This window comes from Streptomyces sp. NBC_00273 (genome assembly GCF_036178145.1).
Classification (GTDB): Bacteria; Actinomycetota; Actinomycetes; order Streptomycetales; family Streptomycetaceae; genus Streptomyces.
The window spans coordinates 10,036,915-10,054,934 of sequence record NZ_CP108067.1; the positions used below are offsets into that span (position 1 = coordinate 10,036,915).

Here is an 18,020-nt window from a genome sequence, read left to right on the forward strand (position 1 = left end):
TCCCACCCACTGCCCGCCCTACCGCCGTCCTGCCGATGGCGCGGTACGGCGGGCAGCCCCACCCGGGCACGCGGTCACGGCCCGCCCGCCGCATCACCCCATTCAGCACCACGGAGACAATCGCCCGATGCCTCATTCCACCGAACCGCAGCGAACCGGGCCCGCCTGGATCTCCTTGCGGAGCCTCCTCGACCTCCTCGACCGCGGTGCTCCGGCCGAGGACATCCGCGCACTGGCCGCCGGCGCCCGCGCCGCGAACCTGCCGGCCGGGGAGCACGCCGCAATCGAGGACGCCGTGAACGTGGCCCTCCGTGTCCGCCGGACCCTCGGTCAACACCGGCGGCGGGAGGCCGAACTGGCCGCCCTGTTCGACACCGCCGGCGACCTGGCCGCGCTGCGCGACCTCGACGCAGTCCTGCGCGCCATCGTGCACCGCGCCAAACTCCTGCTCGGCACCGACGTCACCTACCTCTCGCTCAACGACGAGCAGGCCGGCGACACCTACATGCGGGTCACCGACGGCTCGGTCTCGGCCGCCTTCCAGCGAGTCCGCCTGGGCCTGGGCGAGGGCCTGGGCGGGCTGGTCGCCGAATGCGCCCGCCCCTACACCACCAACGACTACCAGGACGACCAGCAGTTCGTGCACACGACCGCCATCGACAGCGCCGTGCTCGACGAGGGGCTGCGGGCCATCCTCGGCGTACCGCTGCGCCTGGGCACGGAAGTCATCGGCGTGCTGTACGCCGCGGACCGCACGCCACGCGCCTTCACCCCCGACGAAGTGGCGCTGCTCTCCTCGCTGGCCGACCACGCGGCCATCGCGATCGACAGCGCTCGCATGCTGGAGGAGACCCGCAACGCGCTCGACGAACTCAACACGGCATCCCGGACCATCGAGGCTCACCACCAGGCGATGCGCCGGGCCGAGGAGGCCCACGACCGGCTCACCGACCTGGTGCTGCGCGGCGGGGACCTGGCCGAGGTGGCCGCCGCGATCGGGACGGTGCTTCGCGGCGGAACGGTCATCCACGACGCCGAGGGCTCCGAACTCGCCCGCGCCGGAGCCGACCCCCGCCGCACCGACACGGACGCGGTCGCCGCGTCCAGGGCGGACGGCCGGGCAGTCCGGCACGACGGCGTATGGGTGTGCGCGGTCCTGGCGGGCCCTGAACTTCTCGGCAGCATCTCCCTCACCGGCCGTGCCGATCTGGAGGAGGCCGACCGCAGACTCTTCGAACGCGCGGCCGTGGTCACCGCGCTCCTGCTGATGCTGCGCCGCTCGGTGGCGGAGACCGAGGACCGGGTACGGGGCGAACTCCTGGGCGACCTCCTCACTCCGGGCGTCAGCGGCTCGACCTTGACGGCCAGGGCCCGCCGGCTCGGCGTCGACCTCGGCCGCCCCCACACCGTGCTCGTCCTCCAGGGGGACCCGGCGTCCCGGCAGCAACTGCTCGCGGCGACGGCCCGGACCGCGGCCGCGCACAGCGGACTGGCCGGACTCCACCAGGATCACGTGGTCCTCATGTGTCCCGGTGACGGGCCAGGCGCGTTCGCCAAGGCACTTGCCCAGCAGCTCAGCCAGTCCCTGGCCACCCCGATCACCGTCGGAGCTGCAGGCCCGGCCGCCGGGCCGCAGGCGCTCTCCGCCGCCCACGACGAGGCCGCGCGGTGCCTCGCCGCGCTGCGCGCGCTGGGCCACCAGGGGCAAGGCGCAGCCCTGACGGACCTCGGCTTCGTCGGGGTCCTGCTCGGCGACCGGACCGACCTGACCGGATACGTGGACCACATCCTCGGCCCGGTCCTGGCCTACGACGCCCGCCGCGGCACCGAACTGCTGCACACCCTGCGCGTCTACTTTGCCGCGGGCACGAGCCAGGCGAGAGCCTCCGAAGCACTCCACCTCCACGTCAACACAGTGGTCCAGCGCCTCGACCGGATCGGCCGGCTGCTCGGCCGTGACTGGCAGGACCCAGCTCGCGCCCTGGAGATCCAGCTCGCCCTGCGCGTCCACGAGGTGTCCCCCACCGGCGAGGGCTGATCGGCACCGGCCGGCAGCCGACGCCAGGTCGCTAACACCCACGAGAACGAAATGGATCGTGGAGGTCTGCCCCATCCGTGTCCGGCACCGCCGCCCACTACGGTCACGGCAATCCCCATGCGCGATCCCTCGCACAGCACAGGAGGCTCTCCACGTGCCCCGAACCCTGCGCGGTACGCGGCTGACGTGGGCGCGCCGCTGACGTCGGAGCCGAGGTCGTTGGCGTAGCGGCGGCGGCGGCGTTCGGTGGTTCAGCCGTAGCCGCCAGCTGGCGGGGAGCGTCATTCGAACCGTGCGGTATTCCCTGTGGGCCGGTAGTGGAGTGCCTACGTTGGGCCTGCTGTGCCCGGTGAATCGCCTCTTCTCGCGCATCCGCGGGGTTGGTCCGCGACTCTGTAGGCCACCCGTGGGTCACTGGCGGGCCATGTGCATGCGCATCTCGCTCTCCGCGTCGACGATGAGGTCGCCGGACAGGTCGACGGTGACGCTGCGGAGGGTGCCGGTGAAGCGGAACGGTGCCTGGTAGTGGGGGGTGACGGCAGATCCGGGGTTGGCGCCGCAGGCCATGCCGCCCGGATTGAACGTGATCGGGGTGGTGACCGGCATATCGGTCTCACCGACGAGGCGACCGTCGATGTAGAGCTGGGCTCGGCCGGGTGCGCCCATGCCGTGGGCGATGTCGGGGGCGCCGGTGGGCTCGAACTCGAAGCGCAGCGCGTGCCGCCCCTCGGGCACGGTTTCGGCGGAGACGACGTGGTGCAGGGCCCGTTGGACGTAGTTGTGGGCGTAGTGGAGGTGGCCGTCCTTGATGTAGAGGGACCAGCCGCCGGCGTTGGTGCCTTGGCAGAGCAGGACGCCTTGCGCGCCGCCGGGCGGGATCTCGACGTCGGCGGTGACGCTGTGGGGGCGGTTGAGGACCCGGGGGGCGACTGCGGCGGGCACGGCCTGGGTGCCGGAGCGGAAGGTGTAGCTGGTGCGGTTCTCGGTGATCTGCGGGCGCTCGGTCATGATGCGCTGCAGGACGCTTCCGTCGATCGGCATCACGTTGTACTTGCCCGCCTCCACGTACCACAGCGTGATCATCTCGATGAGTTTGCTGCGGTGCCCCTGGGCGAGGTTCTCGGTCTCGGCAATGTCCTCGTCGACGTGGTAGAGCTCCCAGTGGTGGGCGTCGAGGTCGTCGAGGTCCGCCATCGTGATCGGAGTGCCGAACGGCCGCTCGGCCTCGGCGAAGGAGGGGCCGGGCCAGGGGCAGACCGCCCGCCATCCGTCGTGGTCGATCGCCCGGTGCCCGAGCATCTCGTAGTACTGGGTGCGGTGGCGGCTCGCCGCACCGGCGTCGTCGAAGGTGTGCGCGAAGCTGACCCCGTGCAGGGGCGCCTGGGTGACACCCCGAATCGTGGCGGGCGCCTCGATGCCGAGCACCTCCAGGACGGTCGGCACCATATCGACGATGTGCGCGAACTGGTCGCGGATCTCACCGCGGGCCCGGATGCCGTCCGGCCAGTGGACGAGGAACGGGTCGCTGGTGCCGCCGCGGTAGGTCTCCCGCTTCCACCGGCGGAACGGCGTGTTGCCGGCCCAGGTCCATCCCCACGGGTAGTGGTTGAACGTGGTGGGGCCGCCGAGCTCGTCGATCTGCGTGAGGCTCTCCTCCAGCGTCTCGGGCGCGTTGTTGAAGAACTGCACTTCGTTGGTGGTTCCGGTCACCCCGCCCTCGGCGCTCGCGCCGTTGTCGGAGACCACCATGATCAGCGTGTTGTCGAACTCGCCGGTCTCCTTCAGGAAGTCCACCAGCCGCCCGAGGTGGTGGTCGGTATGGGAGAGGAACCCGGCGTAGACCTCCATCATCCGCGCGGCAAGTCGCCTTGCCTCCGGTGACAGTGACTCCCACGTGGGCACGTCCGGATCGCGCGGGGACAGGCGGGCGTCGGCGGGCACCACGCCGAGCTGCTTCTGCCGGGCGAAGGTCTGCTCGCGGTAAGTGTCCCAGCCGTCGTCGAACCGTCCCCGGTAGCGGTCGGCCCACTCCTTGGGCACATGGTGCGGGGCGTGCGTCGCACCGGGGCACAGGTTCAGGAAGAACGGCTTGTCCGGGGCGACCTGCTTGGCGTCGGCGATGAACGACATCGCCCGCTCGACCAGGTCCTCCGTCAGGTGGTAGCCCTCCTGCGGCGTGGCCGGCGGCTCGACCTGGTGGTTGTCGTAGACCAGGTCCGGATACCACTGGCTCGTGTCCCCGCCGAGGAACCCGTAGAACCGTTCGAAGCCCCGCCCCAGGGGCCACCGGTCGTACGGGCCCGCTGCCGACTCCTGCTCCGAGGGCATCAGGTGCCACTTGCCGACCATGTACGTGTTGTAGCCGTGCTGCAGCAGCATCTCCGACAGGAACCCGTTCTCGAACGGGATCTGCCCGTTGTAGCCCGGGTAGCCGGTGGCCAGCTCCGTGATCGCGGCCATGCCGTTGGCGTGATGGTTGCGGCCTGTGATGATGCAGGAGCGCGACGGCGAGCACAGTGCGGTGGTGTGCATGTTGCTGTACAGCAGCCCGCCCGCGGCCAGCGCGTCCAGATGCGGCGTCTCGATCGGACTGCCATAACAGCCGAACTGCCCGAACCCCGTGTCGTCGAACACGATGAACAGCACATTCGGCGCACCCGCCACCGCCCGCACCGGCTGCGGCCATGCAGGACTCGACTCATCGGTCGTCCGCCCGATCACCTCCGGGAATCGCTGCCCCGGCCTGTACTCACTCCACGACGACTGCGCCATCTGTCTCCGTCCCACCAGCGGCGCGAGCACCGGTGATGTGTGTGCTGCTGTGCGGCCTGCTGCGACCACAGAGCCCTGCCGCGACGCGGGATCCGTACCGGACGGCCGGGCAGGAGGCCCCGGCCGGGGCCACGGTCCCGGGCTGCTCCACGCTACGACGGCGCCACCACCACGGCGAGCGGGCTGCGCCGTCTGGCCCTCCATGCGAGAGAGCACTACGGGTCGGGGGCGTAGGCGACGGTGTCCCCGCCGCAGCCGGCAGCGATGTCGAACAGCCGGTCCTGCTCGTCATGGTCGACGGTGAGAGCCGGCAGGCGCAAGCGAGGAACGCGAAGCCCCGGACCGGAGGGTGCGGGGCTTCGACGCATTCACCGGCACGGACTGCGGCGCGTCAGGCTCTTCCTTCTGTGCTCCGTTGGTCCGTGTGGTGGGTCAGGACGCGCTCTCGTAGACGACGGTGGTGTTCGGGCAGTCCTCCGCGACGCCGAGAAGGGCCTGGCGTTCGGCGTCGTCGGCGGCGAGGTTCCAGCGCAGCTTGGTCGCGGTCCACTGGGCGGCGTACTCGCAGTGGTAGCCGCTGGCCGGGGGCAGCCACTGGGCGGGGTCCTTGTCGGCCTTGGACCGGTTCGACTTCGCGGTAACCGCGATCAGCGTCAGCGGGGATGCCTGGTCGTTGGCGTATGCCTCACGCCGGGCCGCGTCCCAGGCGTAGCCGCCAGCTGGCGGGGAGCGTCATTCCAACCTTGCGATATTCCCTCTATGTGCCAGTATGCCCGGAGCCAGTCCGCTACTTCAAGATCCAGGAACGTGCGCCTGGGATATCAGTCGCCATCAATGACGCGCTCATGGCAAGCAGGCCCTGCGTGGATCGCATCAAACGCTCTTTCCCGTCATTGCGCGGCTACTCGATTGATCGCGCACCGTCCGCCGGTGCTCGCTGTGCGGGGAGTCCGTCCACTCACGGTGTGGGGGCTGGCGTCCATGGCAGGGTCCTGCCGGTCGGGTGTGTGAGAGGTGTGGGCGAAGTCGTGCTTGTGCGGCTTCGGTGGTTACCGCATGAGCTGGTTGAGGACGGTTGAGGCGAGCGCGGCGTCGAGTGCGCCCACGCCGGTGAAGTCGGCGACTGTGATGGCTGTTTCGGGGCGGTCGAGAGGTGTTTTGAGGAGTTCGCCCGCCGGGATGTCGCTGTCCTGAGTGGTGGCTCCGGCGCGGACGGCGTGGCCGAAGTCTCCGTGGTCGATGCACTGGGCGTGGTCGTCCGTGGCGATGACCTGTGCGCGGTGGAAGAGCGCGGGCGGGAGCTCGTTCTTGTGGGGCATGTCTGTTCCGATGCCCGTCACGTGGGTGCCTTCGCGCACGTGGGTGGCGTTCAGGACGGGGGTTGTGGCCGCGGTGGCGGTGATGATCATGTCGGCGGCGGCGGCTTCCTGGGCCGCTGCGGGCCGGGCGTTGAGTCCGTGTTGGTGGAGTTGTTCGCACAGGGCCTTGGTTCTGTGGAGGGTGCGGCCGTGGACGAGCACGGTGCTGACGGTGCGGAGTTCGGCGAGCCAGGTGGCCTGGAGGCGGGCTTGTTCGCCGGTGCCGAAGACGGCCAGGGTGGTGGCGTCGGGCCGGGCCATGGCGTGGGTGATCAGGGCGCCCGCGGCGGCGGTGCGCCAGGCTGTCAGCAGGCCGCGGTCGTCGAGGAGTGCGCGTATCTGTCCGGTGCGGGTGCTGATGACACAGACCAGGCCGTGGTTGGAGGGGATGCCGAGGGCGGAGTTGTTGTAGAAGCCTGTGGCGATCTTGACGGTGAAGTGGGCGGCGCCGGTGATCCAGCCGGCTTTCACGTGGCAGTCGCCGTCGGCTTCGGGGAAGGCCAGGTGGAGCGGGGGCGGCACGCTGGTACGGCCTTCGGCGTGGGCGATCAGCCCGTCCTGGACGGTGTCCAGGACCTGCCGCGAGGTGACCGTCCGCTCGATGTCGGTCAGGCCGAAAACCGGGAGAGTCATCGTCGGGCCCGCATCCACTGCGCGAAGGCTGCCAGGCCTTCCTCGGGGCGGTGCCGGCCGATGCCGATGCGGAACCGGTCGGTGGGGGTGGCGGTGAGTTCGGAGTGGTAGATGCTGGCGGGCAGCAGCAGGACGCCGGCTTCCTCCACCAGGCGGGTGCAGAACTCCTCCACCCCCTCGGCGCCAAGGTAGCGGGGATAGGCGACGCATCCGCCGTCGGGGGCCCGCCACTCGAAGTCGTCCGCGAACTCGGCGAAGAACGACTCGAACATCGGCAGGTTCGCCGCGATCCGGGCCCGGTTGCGGTCCAGGAGCGTGGCGCGGGCCTTGAGCGCGATGCGGGCCAGGACCTCGCTGGGGGCGGAGTTGCAGATGGTGGTGTAGTGCTTGGCGCGCTCCAGACGCGAGCGCAGGTCGCGGTCGCGACAGGTGATCCAGCCGATGCGCAGCCCCGGCAGTCCCAGGGACTTGGAGGTCACGTTCAGGGACAGTGCGCGCTCGGAGAGGTCGGCAGCCTGCGGCAGGATGCGGGCGGCGTCGTGTTCCAGGCCGCGGTAGACCTCGTCGCTGAAGAGGTGGATGCCACGCTCGTCGCACAGGCGGGCGAGCGCGGTGAAGTCGGCCGCGTCGATGACCTTTCCGGTGGGGTTGTTGGGGAAGTTCACCGACACGACGCGGGTGTTCGGCCGGAGCGCCGCCGCCACTTCGTCGAGGTCCAGGGCCCAGTTGCGGTCCGGGTCGAGGGCCACGCCGGTGACCTCGCACAGCGCCATCGGCACGGTCTCGGCGGCCTGGTAGTTCGGGGTCACCACCACGGCGTGGTCCCCGGCGTCGAGCAGGACGTTCATCGCCAGGTAGAGGGCTTCCTCGGCTCCCGCGAAGCAGATCACGTCGCCCGCGCCGGCGTTCTCGTACGTCTGGGCGATCACCTCGCGCAGGGCCGGGTCGCCGAAGGTTTCGGTGTATCCCAAGGGCAGGTTCTCGAAGGCCTCACGGTCCTTGTCGTCGGCCAGCGAGAGGAGCTCGCCCAGCGTCATGGTCTGGACGTCGGAGGCGGTCAGGTGGTGGCGGGCGGTGAACTCCCAGCGGGAGAAGTACGTCTCCAGGCGGAAATCGGGCAGCCGGGTCATGGTGCATCAGTCCTTTGTGCTGGGTGCTCTGAGCTCGGCCAGCAGGCCGTAAACGGTGGACCGGGACACCCGCAGCGCCCCGGCGACGACCGGGGTGGCGCGGCGCACCGCGAACACCCGGGCCTCGTCGAGGCGGCTGAGGACGGCCAGGCGGTCCTGGCGGGTCATGCGTTCGACGGGGCGCCCCGTCTCGCGGACGTAGCCGCCGATCACATGCTGGATGCGCTCGGACCAGTCCTCCTCGAACAGTGGCTCCGGGCGCTGCACGACCGGCGCACCGAAGGCGGACAGGACCGCCGCGGCCTGTTCCAGCGGAGTGCGGTCGAGATTGATGCACAGCACCGCCGACGGCCGGTCCTGCGCATCCCGCAGGACCGCGCTGACCGAAGACAGGCGACGGCCGTCCACCAGCATTTTCGGGTACGGCCCGTACACGTCCTGAGCCGACGGGGCGAGCGCGTCCAGCTCGCCGAGCAGTGAAGGATCTCCCGCGCGGCGGGTGGTCATCGGGTTCCAGATCTGAAGCACCCGGTCGGTTTCCGGATCGTGCAGGACTACCTCGGCATACGGGCCGAGCAGCAGTGCGACGGCCTGGCACACCGGTCCCCACATCCGAAGACGAGGGTCGTGGCCCGCTTCTGTTCCACTCATTTCTGCACTGTACGTCCAGTCTGGACATAGTGTCCAGATCTGGCTGGGATCGTTTCGGGGGCCGAAAGTGGGGGCCGGTCGAAGCGGACCGCGTTGGCACGGCGGGTGCACGGCCCGTCCCTGAAGATGCACAGAGTTCCGGGGCGGGTTCCCCGTGGTCCTGACACCTGACGGCCTGCACCGGCCTGGCCTCGGTAGGCGTGCTTGACACCGCGCCGCGGTGCTGGTGTCAGGGCTGTCCTTGGCGTCCGATGTCCTGCGTGCCCGGGCCGGAGCGACATCGCACCGAGGACTCGGGTGCTCTTACCTGCCGGTACGATCCGGCCGCCCCGAGCAACTGCCTTGTGGTTCCGCACCAGCCGTCGGAACCGTGGTGGACGCAGCGCCCGGTCGCCCGATCCGGACAGCGGCCGACTCTCACGTCCGGGAAGCGTCTCCTTCACGCGGGTGGCCGCACGCCTTCACCCGCCGAGACGATCACCCAGAACGGAACCGGGCTGCCAAGCCCAGGCCGGGCGGGCGTACGCCACCAGCGCCACAGCTGTCGGCCCGCCGGGCGGCCGGGCGGCTGACCGGCTGCCTGGCGCCGGGATCACTCGCAGGCGACACCGTCACCATCACGGTCGAGATGCGTCCCGAAGCCAGGATCGCCACGCCGGATCGGAGCCGCTCCCGCCTGCCTGACCGCGGTGCAGTTCCGGTACGACACCGAACTCCCACCCCCAGAGCCCGAGCTCCTGCTTCCGCCGGTACTGGTGCGGGATGAGGATCCGGCGACGGCAGGAGCGCTGCCGGAGGTCCTGACCTTGCCGTCATCGGCCACCGCCTGGCGCCCCGGCTCCGCCACGCCCTCACCCTGAGGCCGCCGGGCAGCACCGGCTGTCCCGTGAGGCGCAGCAGGAGCCGGCGGCGCCAGCGCCTCCGCCGCCGGCGGCGACACCGGGGGTGACCCCGGGGGAGGCGTCGTCGGAGCAGCCGACGCGGAGACCGGTGCGGAAGCCGCCGGGGCCGGGGCGGTAACCGTGACCACGACCACCGGCTGCGCCTGAGGTTGCGGCTTGGTGTTAACGCCGGCGGGTTTCGGATTGGCACCGGCCACCAGCAGCACTCCGAACCAGACCGACGCCAACACGACCGTCACCGCCTTGCCGGCCTTGTCCCAACGCGCCATGAACGCCAGCGCGGCGCCGAGCGGGGGAATGAACAGCGTCGCGACGGCCACGGCAGGAACCGCCAACGCGGGATGCCAGCGGCGGCCCGGAGCGGGCGAAGACAGGCCGGTGTCAGAGGGAGGGTACACACGTCTCCAGACTGAAAGCACGAAGGAAGGGCGAGTCACGGGAAGGTGAGCGACCACCGGCCACCGGGCAGGGGCACGATCAGCCCGCCCACAGGCCGGCACACCCCCACGCGGCGCAGCATCGGCACGCAGGGACGCACCAGGTCAACGTCTCTACCGCCTACTGGTCACCGGACACCACCCAGCAATTCCTGAGGAACACCGCACTCGCCGGCCGGCCCGCCGACCTGTGTCGGAGCGCTCGGCCTGCAGTGAGTACCGCGCCATTCGAATGACGCTCCCCGCCAGCCGGGGCGGCGGGGCCTGGACGGCGGCGCGTCGGGAGGCGTACGCGAAGGACCAGGGCCAGCCGGCGTCCCTGGTGGCGGTGACGGCTCGGTCGAGCCGGCCGAAGGCTGATCAGGAACCTGCGGAGTCCCGGGTACATGGGTATGCCGACTCTGGCACCCGTCAGGGGCCCGCGTACCGATCAGGGTGTATGTGCGGGCGGTCTCGTTGCCGCCCTGTCTCCGCCTCGTGCGGTGACAGTCTGGCTGGCCTCCCTTGTTGAGACGGTGAGAGGATCCCCGCCTGTTCGACGCCGTGGGGTCAGGAGTGTGGCGTCTGCTCCTGGACCCAGACGGCAATCTGGGTGCGGGAGGTGAACCCGAGCTTGGCCAGGGCCCGCTGGACATGCCCCTGTGCCGTGCGAGGGGAGATGACCAGCTGAGCGGCTATCTGCTTGTCCGCCAGCCCTTGCCCGACTAGCTGGGCAACGGCCGTTTCCCGCGGAGTGAGGGTCGAGGCCGACGCTTGGGCAGTACCGGGTTCGGGTACTGGCCGGCCAAGGGCACGGGCGACGGCCTGTTCGGTGGTGAAGGCGGCTCCTGCCCGAACCCGGGCGGTGAAGCGGGCATGGCCCAGTGCTTGCAGGAGCAGGTCTTCGCATTCGGTGCGGTGACGCAATAGCCGCCCGACTCCGGGCAGGGTGGCGCCTACCTGATGCCAGACGCTCTGAGCCGCGCCCAGAAGTTCGGCGCCTTCCTCACGGTGCCCGCCACCTGCCCGGGCCCACGCCAGTACCTCCAGGCACTGAGCCAAGGCCAGACGGTTGTCTGTAGTACGGGCGACGCCCAGACCCTCCCGGAGAGCACTGACAGCCTGCTCGACGTCGCCCGTCAGCCAGAGACGGAGCCCTGAGATCCACAGTGAGAAGGCGCGGGACCACTGGGCATCGTGCGTCTCGCACAGAGCCAGGCCCTCTTCGCAGAGGGTGACAGTACGCGGGTCTGCGGACAGGCAGCAGGACAGGCCGAGGAGGAACAGCGTCGACCAGGTGTTGCCCGGGTCGCCGTGAGCCCGATACTGCTGAAGAGCCGATTCGAGAAGGGGCACTGCACGCGCGAAATCGTCCTGGAACAGGGCGATCAGGCCTTCGAACTGCTCGGCGTGCGCCTTCGCCAGCGCGTCGCCGAGCGATTCGGCCAGGGTGTGGCACTCCGCCAGCCGGGCGTGCGCCGATGCGGTGTCTCCGCGCAGCAGAGCCAGCCATCCGTCGGCCCACAAGGCTTTCACCCTTGCCGGGCTCGGCGTGCTGTCCGATGCCAGGTTCCGGGCCAGCCAGTGACGTTCCTCCTCCAGACTCCCCGAACCAAGTCGGTGGCTCCACAGGGCCCCGGCCATCTCCAGTCCTGCACGGGCCTCACCGGAATGAGACAGGCAGAAGTCGAGGGCGGAGCGCAGGTTCGCCCGTTCTTCGTGCAGGCGGGCAAACCACTTGGTCTGCCTCCCGGTGAACCACTCAGCTTCGGCGAGTAGGACCTGGCTCCGGTAATGGTCGCGATGGCGGCGACGTACCGCCTCTACCTCGCCCCGCTCGCCAAGCCTTTCGCGACCGTACTGACGCAGTGTCTCCAGCATCCGGTAGCGCGCGTACAGGTGATCGCCCTCCCGGTTCAGGACCGACTTGTCCACCAAGCCCGTCACGGCATCCAACGCCTCTTCCGCGGCAAGACCCTCGGCCGTACACACCCTCTCCACCGCCTCAAGATCGAAACTGCTGGGGAAGACGGACAAACGGGCCCACAGCAGCTGCTCCCGCGGCCCACACAGGTCATAGCTCCAATCAACCGCTGCGCGCATAGTCTGCTGACGAGGCAGTGCGGCTCTGCTTCCACCCGTCAGCAACGCGAACCGGTCATCCAGCCGGTCCAGGATCTGCTCGCAGGTCAGCACCCGCATACGGGCGGCGGCCAGCTCGACAGCCAAGGGAATCCCGTCAAGACGATGACAGATCAGAGCAGCCGCCCTACCCAACTCAGACAGCGTATGCTCGCCCAGACTGGCAGCTGCCCGATCCGCGAACAGCTGCAGCGCCTCACTCTGGCCAGCCGTTGCGACCTCCCCGGGATCGTCCGGATTCGGAGCAGACAGAGGGGATACCGTCAGCAGGTGCTCTCCGGCCACGCCCAGGGCTTGCCGACTGGTGGTGAGCACGTGCAGGCCCGGGGCTGATGCCAGCAATGCGTGGACCAGCAGCGCACAGCCGTGCAACAGGTGCTCACAGTTGTCGAGCACCAGCAGGAGCCGCTTGCCCTGCAGGAAATCGGTGAGGGCGGCCAGCGGATGCCGCCCCATGTCGTGGCCCGGTTCGAGCGCAGCGAGCACAGTGTGTTCGAGCAGTTCCTCCTTCTCCACTGCTGCCAGGTCCGCCAGCCATGCCCCGTCAGGGAAGGAACGACGCACTTGCGCCGCGACTCGCAGGGCAAGCCGGCTCTTTCCCATGCCGCCAGGTCCGGTCAGGGTCAACAGCCTTGTCCGGCCCAGCAGCTGCCGAGACCGTGCCACTTCGTGCTTTCGCCCGACGAAACTTGTCGTATCTGCCGGGAGATTCCCGGACTCCTTGGGTATGCGAGCCACCCGACGCCCTATCCATTCTGATTACATGCGCCGACCCGATGGGTATCCAGGCCAGGCCGATGGGCTGCGTACCAGCCTGCAATTCGCGGAGTATGGGGTCTGTCGGCCGTGGCCCCGTTATGGCGCAGCCAGCTCCGGTGGGTGCACAGCTATCGCCGACAGCACGGCCCCCGACGTGCGACCCAGCGGGTGTCGGACGATGCCTCCATAACCGCGTCAGGTCGGCCCGTGCCCAGCCGGCCCTGCAGGGAGCGCCCCAATGACAGGTCGTGTCATTGGGTGTCCGAGTGGCAACCTGGCGGCCATCAACTTCCGTAGTGTGTACGTCCGTTGTGGGAAGGGACAGTACGTCCAGGGGCGGGTGGTGCACAAATCCCCGGCCGGCATGCCATGGCGCCCATCACCCGAACGCCTCCCGGAGGACCGCCCCGTGGCTCCGGCTGCGCGGACACGTTGATCGACACACCCGGCGGTCTGCCGCCGCCAGGAGGGCCCCGGCTCGGGCCGGGGCCCTCCCTCGCGCCGCTGGGAAGGCCGCTCCTGCCAGCTGACGGGCCACCTGGTCGGCGCTTCTCTACTGGGACCAGCCGCTGGTCACCCGGTTCACCGTGGGAGAGTCGGGATGCTCTCGGCGGGCTGGTGGGCAGGCCGCACCCGTGCCCCTTTGCGCGTTGGCGAAAGCTCTCCACGCGACGGCTCCGAAGCATGATCAACCAGAAGGTCATCCCACACTGCCCAGCCAATGTGGCAATTGCCCTCGGCGGCCGAGCACAGGTACCGGTGTAGGTAATCCTACGCTGGCCCACTTGTCCGGCACGGTGTGAAGTTCTCTCCCAGGCAGAAACATCAACACCTCTGCCACCAAGCCACGTTTCACGGTACCGAAGGAGATTGCCGCACCATGACTGCATCAACCCCACACGGTCGGGGGGCACGGCGGATGACAGCCTGCCTCCTCGTCGGCCTCAGCCTGCTCGCCGTCGCAGGTTCACCGCTCACCGCCGGAACGGCCTTCGCTGACGACTCGACGTGCGAGCAGACATCCGTCCTCGCATGCCTGGACCTGTCACCGGTGCTGTTGAACGCCGGCGCGCACTTGGGGCTGGAGGACGAAGGATCGTCGGCCGACGGCAACGGGCTCTTCATCAGGGAAGGCAGCCCCACACCAGGCAAGTGGAGCTTCAAGCCCAACGACGACGGTAGCTTCCAAATCGTCAACAACAGAACCGGAAAATGTGTCGAGTCCAGACAACCTCACCCGGCAACTGCCCTCTTCATTCCTGAGCTGTGGACCTGCTCCGGCGATGCCACGCAGAAGTTCTATGTGCATAAGGATGAAAGTCGCGGGAACTTCCGGATCCGCAATGTCAGCAATGACAAATGCCTGGATGCCCAGCGGCTGACCAACGAAAGAAATTCCGAAGGCCCTATGGAGCTCTACGGATGCCATACTGGTGGCACCGGCCAGACATGGCTCCCCTCGGGAAACCGAGCCGGCAGCAGCCCGGCACAGAGCGCCGAGGCGCTGGCTGGCAACACCGCGCTCGGCCTGGCCGGCGTCGTTGCGGGCATCGTCGCTGATGCAGCCAGGCCGCCGGACCCTGCGGCACCCGTCCTCGATGCTCTGGCCACCCAATATGCCTTGAAGCAGTTCGACTCACACTCCAGCGTCATCAAGAGAGCCACCTACGCCATCACCGACTACAAGCAGAAAGCCGCGCGCGGTCCCTACAAGATTGTTTCCGTGGCCAACGATCAGACCGGCAACAGTCCGTTCTGCACGAACGCCAGTGGCCCTTCAGGCGGAAACATGAGTTGCGGTATGAGCTGGTCGCAGTCCGAAGCGAACACGATCAGCTACTCGCACACCGTCGGAGTCAGCGCAAAGGTCGGAGCGGGGAAGGAGAGCCCCGTTCAGGCCGAGGTGGCCTTCTCATACCAGCACACCTGGGGTAAGAGCACTACCACCACGCAAACATCCGGCAGAGACGTCAGGATTGATGTGCCCCCCGGCCAGACGGCATGGCTTGCGCGGGCCCTGGCATACAAGACGGTGACCGGCACCTGGACGATCACCAACGATCTGGGGCGCACATGGACCGCCACGGGGACCGCCACCATGCCTGTGGAGGGCGTCGACGGCCAGTACAGCAACCTCATCAAATGCACTACAGACTCGCTGGATCCTGGTTGCATGGCCACCCTCGACGGTCATGATCCTTCCGGGCAATGATCCTCGTCAGCGTTGACGTTCCAGGGTGAGGACGGCTGCGGCGATGACGGTCATCCGGTTGGGGCTGCAGCGGGCCCGGCGGAGGATCTGCCAGGACTTGAGTCGCGCGATGCTTCGTTCGACCGGTGCTCGCGCCGCTGCCAAGGCCCGGTTGATCGTCTGCTGGGTTGTGGTGAGGTCCCGGCCGGGAAGCCGTCTGATAGGTGTGGTCACCCAGGGGCCGGCCCCGATGTAGGCGCGGTCGGCGAGGACGGGGACGCCCTGGCGTTCGCAGATCCGGATGATGCGGTGGGTGCGGGCCGCGGTCAGGTCGTGGGTGCGGCCGGGCAGCGCGGGTGAGATCCACAGCAGGTTGCCCGCGGGGTCGGCGACGACCTGCACGATCACGCCGTGACGGCGGTGCTTCTGGGAGAAGTCGGTCCGGCTGTCGCCGACCCGGTCGCACTCGGCGAGTGTCCCGTCGAGCAGGACGTAATCCGGGTCGGTCTCGCGCAGGACCCGCAGGAGGCCCGGCGCCAGGCCGGACAGGTGCTGGACGACGGCCTTGACGTAAGTGTGGGCGGTGCCGACGGATATGCCGAAGCCGGCGGCGATCTGTGCGAGCGTGTCGTGCCGGCGAAGATAGACCAGGCCGACGAGGGCACGCTGGTGGGGCGGGAGCTTGCAGCGCCGCTCACCCTCACGGGTGACGATGAGCATGGATACCCACTCGACCAGAGCATGAGGCAGGTCGAGTGCGGCAGGATGGGGAACCAACAGGGGTCCTGTGCCCTTGGGTTGAGACTTCGAATACCTCCCGCAACAGCGCAGGAGCCTTGTGTGTTGCGGTCCTCATCCTGACTCGGCCTGGGTCACCCGATCAGTGGCCACTCTGAAAGAGCTCAGTGCCTGGCGACATGAGGTGTGTCAGTAGCGGCGGCCGTAGCGGTTCCGTCGTGCGCACCTGGGTGCGATAGAGGGTGCGGCCGCCGAGGCCCAGGTGCTTGGCGATGGCGATGGCGGTGACGGGCCCGTGGTCGTCGCGGTGGCGGACGGCGACGGCGAGCATGTCGCCGTCGACGGTGGGAGGGCGGCCGCCGTGCTTGCCGTTGGCCGCAGCAGTGTCGCGAGGCCGGCCAGGGGCCGCTCCTGGGGGCGCACCGAGCGGCGCGAGGTCACCACGGTCTACTTGCGGCAGGGGGCTTGGCATCCTGCCAGGCCAACGAATGCTTCGTGGATCAGACAGGACGTTGGGCCCTGAGGGCCCTATCCGCGATTTGAGTCTGTCGCTGAGGGAGGGGGTGGTTGGGGTATCTGTGGCCCGGTGAGCTGGGGTGTTGCAGGTCTGTGTGAGAACGGTTTTGCGGTGCCAGTGGCCGCTTGGCCTGGGGTTGTTGCGGGTTGGTTGGGGTGCGGGTTTTGAGCTGGTGAGTGGTTTCGGAGTGGTGGTCGAGGTGGATCCCGTCCAGGGTGGTTTTGGTGATCCGTTCGGTGCCGTCGTGGATGGCGGTGATGGCGGCTTGTCGGATGAGCTGCACGGCCAGCGCCGCTCCAGCGGCGGCGACCGGCACCGTCGCGGGCCGCGCGGGGGAGCGGGACCTGTTCGAGGGCGGCGAGGAACGGAACGGGGTGATTAGCGCCGCCAGGGTGCCGCCCGCCAGCAGCACAGCGGCCCCGTTCAGGGCCGCGCAGGCAGCCCGCAGCGGCAGGAGCGAGGCCCGCCGCCGCGCAGCGACCGCCGCACCCCTGGCAGTGCGAGCGCCAGCGCCACCAGGGCCAGCACCAGGGTCATGCGCCGCCCTCAAACTTTAGGAGCAGACGCCGCAGTGCCTCCTCATCGTCCCCGGACAGTGAGGACACGAACCGCTTCAGCGCCAGGTCGCGCTGCGGCTCCCGCTCCAGCTCACGCCGTATGCGACCGGCCGCCAGCCCGGCGGCGTCATCCACCGCTGCGTAGGCGAAGCCCCGCCCCGCGCGGGGTCACACCAGGATTCCCTTCTCGTGCAGGCGGGACAGGATCGTCGTCACCGTCGTCCTGGCCAGGTCTCGCCCGAGCGCGGTGTTGATCTGCTGCAGCGTCAACGGCTCGGTGGCCTCCCACAAGATCGCCAGCACGTCCGCGACGAGCTCACCATGCGGGCGCCGCGCTTCCCGACCGTCCTCCACCATTCCGTTACGCCCCGCTCGTGTCCCCGACACCACGCCCGGTCGTGGGCCGGGTCCGGCTCGGTCCCTCCGGACGTGCGGAGGGAGCTCGGGGTCTGCGCCGGCTCAGGCGCGGAAGACGGCCTGAGTTGGCCATCGTCGATCCCTTGACTGTCGCGATGGGCGACCTACCCAGGCGGGAGAGGGCTGGCTATCGGAGCAGATCCGAGGCCGCGTTTCGCCAGAGCTCTCTTCCCTCCAGCACACCCGTCTGACCAGGCAGGTTAGGCCCGTGGTCATGGAGTAGCGGGCCGGGCGCAGTAGGGGCTTCAGCATTCAGCAAGAGGGTGTGTGCTGGCTACGCCCAGCATGATAGAACGGCTCGTCCCGGATTGTTCGATGTGTCGAACACGTGCGGGAAATTGTCACCTTCCGATAAATCTCGTGGAGTTGCCGTGTGCCTACACGATGCTGCTGCTCCCGCCTCATCTAGCCGCTGCGATGCAGCCGACAACGGGCGGGATGTTCCCGCAGAGATGTGAGGTGGGTGACAAGGCTCGAATACCGCCGGTCAGCGAGACAGCGAGTGAGATGCCCTGTCGTCGACGATGTGTGGTGTTGCAGCAGGAGGCGGGCGGCGTACCACCTATCCGGTGGCCGTCGACCTGGACGCGCCACGGGCGTCCTGGGGGCTGGATGCGCGATGTGCGCCTGCTCAAGCTGCCTTCCCCAGCGCTACAAACGGAAGTCGTGATCACATCGGTCACGTGAAGATCGTCCCAGGATGGTCGAGGTGTCTTCGTCGAGTCGCCTCGGTGGTCAGTCGGCTGTTGATCAAATTCACCCCGTCGACTGAACTTCACACTGCCGCGACGCGGGCATT

Annotated in this window: 11 protein-coding genes and 2 pseudogenes; 3 read left to right on the forward strand and 10 right to left on the reverse strand. The window is 68.9% G+C overall.

Annotated features, from left to right (window positions below; translation table 11 throughout):
* Positions 1-127: 127 nt before the first annotated feature.
* Positions 128-2,038 (forward strand): helix-turn-helix domain-containing protein, encoded by a 1,911-nt coding sequence (locus OG386_RS45500; protein ID WP_328793076.1) that lies wholly within the window; start codon positions 128-130, stop codon positions 2,036-2,038.
* Between the two features lie 411 nt (positions 2,039-2,449).
* Here the strand turns inward: OG386_RS45500 and OG386_RS45505 are convergent, their stop codons facing one another.
* From OG386_RS45505 to OG386_RS45530, 6 genes and pseudogenes are all read right to left on the reverse strand, one after another.
* On the reverse strand, positions 2,450-4,810 hold the full coding sequence (locus OG386_RS45505) for an arylsulfatase (protein ID WP_328793077.1): 2,361 nt from the start codon (positions 4,808-4,810) through the stop codon (positions 2,450-2,452).
* Between the two features lie 432 nt (positions 4,811-5,242).
* Positions 5,243-5,530 (reverse strand): annotated as a pseudogene (locus OG386_RS45510) (GmrSD restriction endonuclease domain-containing protein); the annotation flags it as partial.
* 329 nt (positions 5,531-5,859) lie between these two features.
* Positions 5,860-6,801, reverse strand: a complete 942-nt coding sequence (locus OG386_RS45515) for an ornithine cyclodeaminase family protein (protein WP_328793078.1) — start codon at positions 6,799-6,801, stop codon at positions 5,860-5,862.
* A complete protein-coding gene (locus OG386_RS45520) occupies positions 6,798-7,931 on the reverse strand; it encodes a pyridoxal phosphate-dependent aminotransferase (protein WP_328793079.1) in 1,134 nt (377 codons plus the stop codon). The genes OG386_RS45515 and OG386_RS45520 overlap by 4 nt, the downstream gene beginning before the upstream one ends.
* Before the next feature lie 6 nt (positions 7,932-7,937).
* Positions 7,938-8,582, reverse strand: a complete 645-nt coding sequence (locus tag OG386_RS45525; protein WP_328793080.1) for a helix-turn-helix transcriptional regulator — start codon at positions 8,580-8,582, stop codon at positions 7,938-7,940.
* Positions 8,583-9,174: 592 nt separating this feature from the next.
* The gene (locus OG386_RS45530; protein ID WP_328793081.1) at positions 9,175-9,804 is read right to left on the reverse strand and encodes an excalibur calcium-binding domain-containing protein; all 630 of its coding nucleotides are present in this window, start codon (positions 9,802-9,804) and stop codon (positions 9,175-9,177) included.
* A gap of 370 nt (positions 9,805-10,174) precedes the next feature.
* On the opposite strand from OG386_RS45530, the pseudogene OG386_RS45535 reads away from it, so the two are divergent.
* Positions 10,175-10,297, forward strand: a pseudogene (locus tag OG386_RS45535) (HNH endonuclease); the annotation flags it as partial.
* Between the two features lie 173 nt (positions 10,298-10,470).
* Here the strand turns inward: OG386_RS45535 and OG386_RS45540 are convergent.
* Positions 10,471-12,669, reverse strand: coding sequence for an ATP-binding protein (locus tag OG386_RS45540; RefSeq protein WP_328793082.1), 2,199 nt, complete (start codon positions 12,667-12,669; stop codon positions 10,471-10,473).
* A 1,012-nt stretch (positions 12,670-13,681) separates the two neighbouring features.
* Between OG386_RS45540 and OG386_RS45545 the strand changes: the two genes are divergently transcribed.
* A complete protein-coding gene (locus OG386_RS45545) occupies positions 13,682-15,013 on the forward strand; it encodes an RICIN domain-containing protein (protein WP_328793083.1) in 1,332 nt (443 codons plus the stop codon).
* Positions 15,014-15,019: 6 nt separating this feature from the next.
* Here the strand turns inward: OG386_RS45545 and OG386_RS45550 are convergent, their stop codons facing one another.
* The 3 genes from OG386_RS45550 to OG386_RS47155 form a co-directional block, all read right to left on the reverse strand.
* Positions 15,020-15,769, reverse strand: coding sequence for a transposase family protein (locus tag OG386_RS45550; protein ID WP_328793084.1), 750 nt, complete (start codon positions 15,767-15,769; stop codon positions 15,020-15,022).
* Positions 15,770-15,872: 103 nt separating this feature from the next.
* A complete protein-coding gene (locus tag OG386_RS45555; RefSeq protein WP_328793085.1) occupies positions 15,873-16,202 on the reverse strand; it encodes a hypothetical protein in 330 nt (109 codons plus the stop codon).
* Positions 16,203-16,972: 770 nt separating this feature from the next.
* The gene (locus OG386_RS47155) at positions 16,973-17,161 is read right to left on the reverse strand and encodes a BlaI/MecI/CopY family transcriptional regulator (protein ID WP_405785757.1); all 189 of its coding nucleotides are present in this window, start codon (positions 17,159-17,161) and stop codon (positions 16,973-16,975) included.
* Between the last annotated feature and the right edge of the window lie 859 nt (positions 17,162-18,020).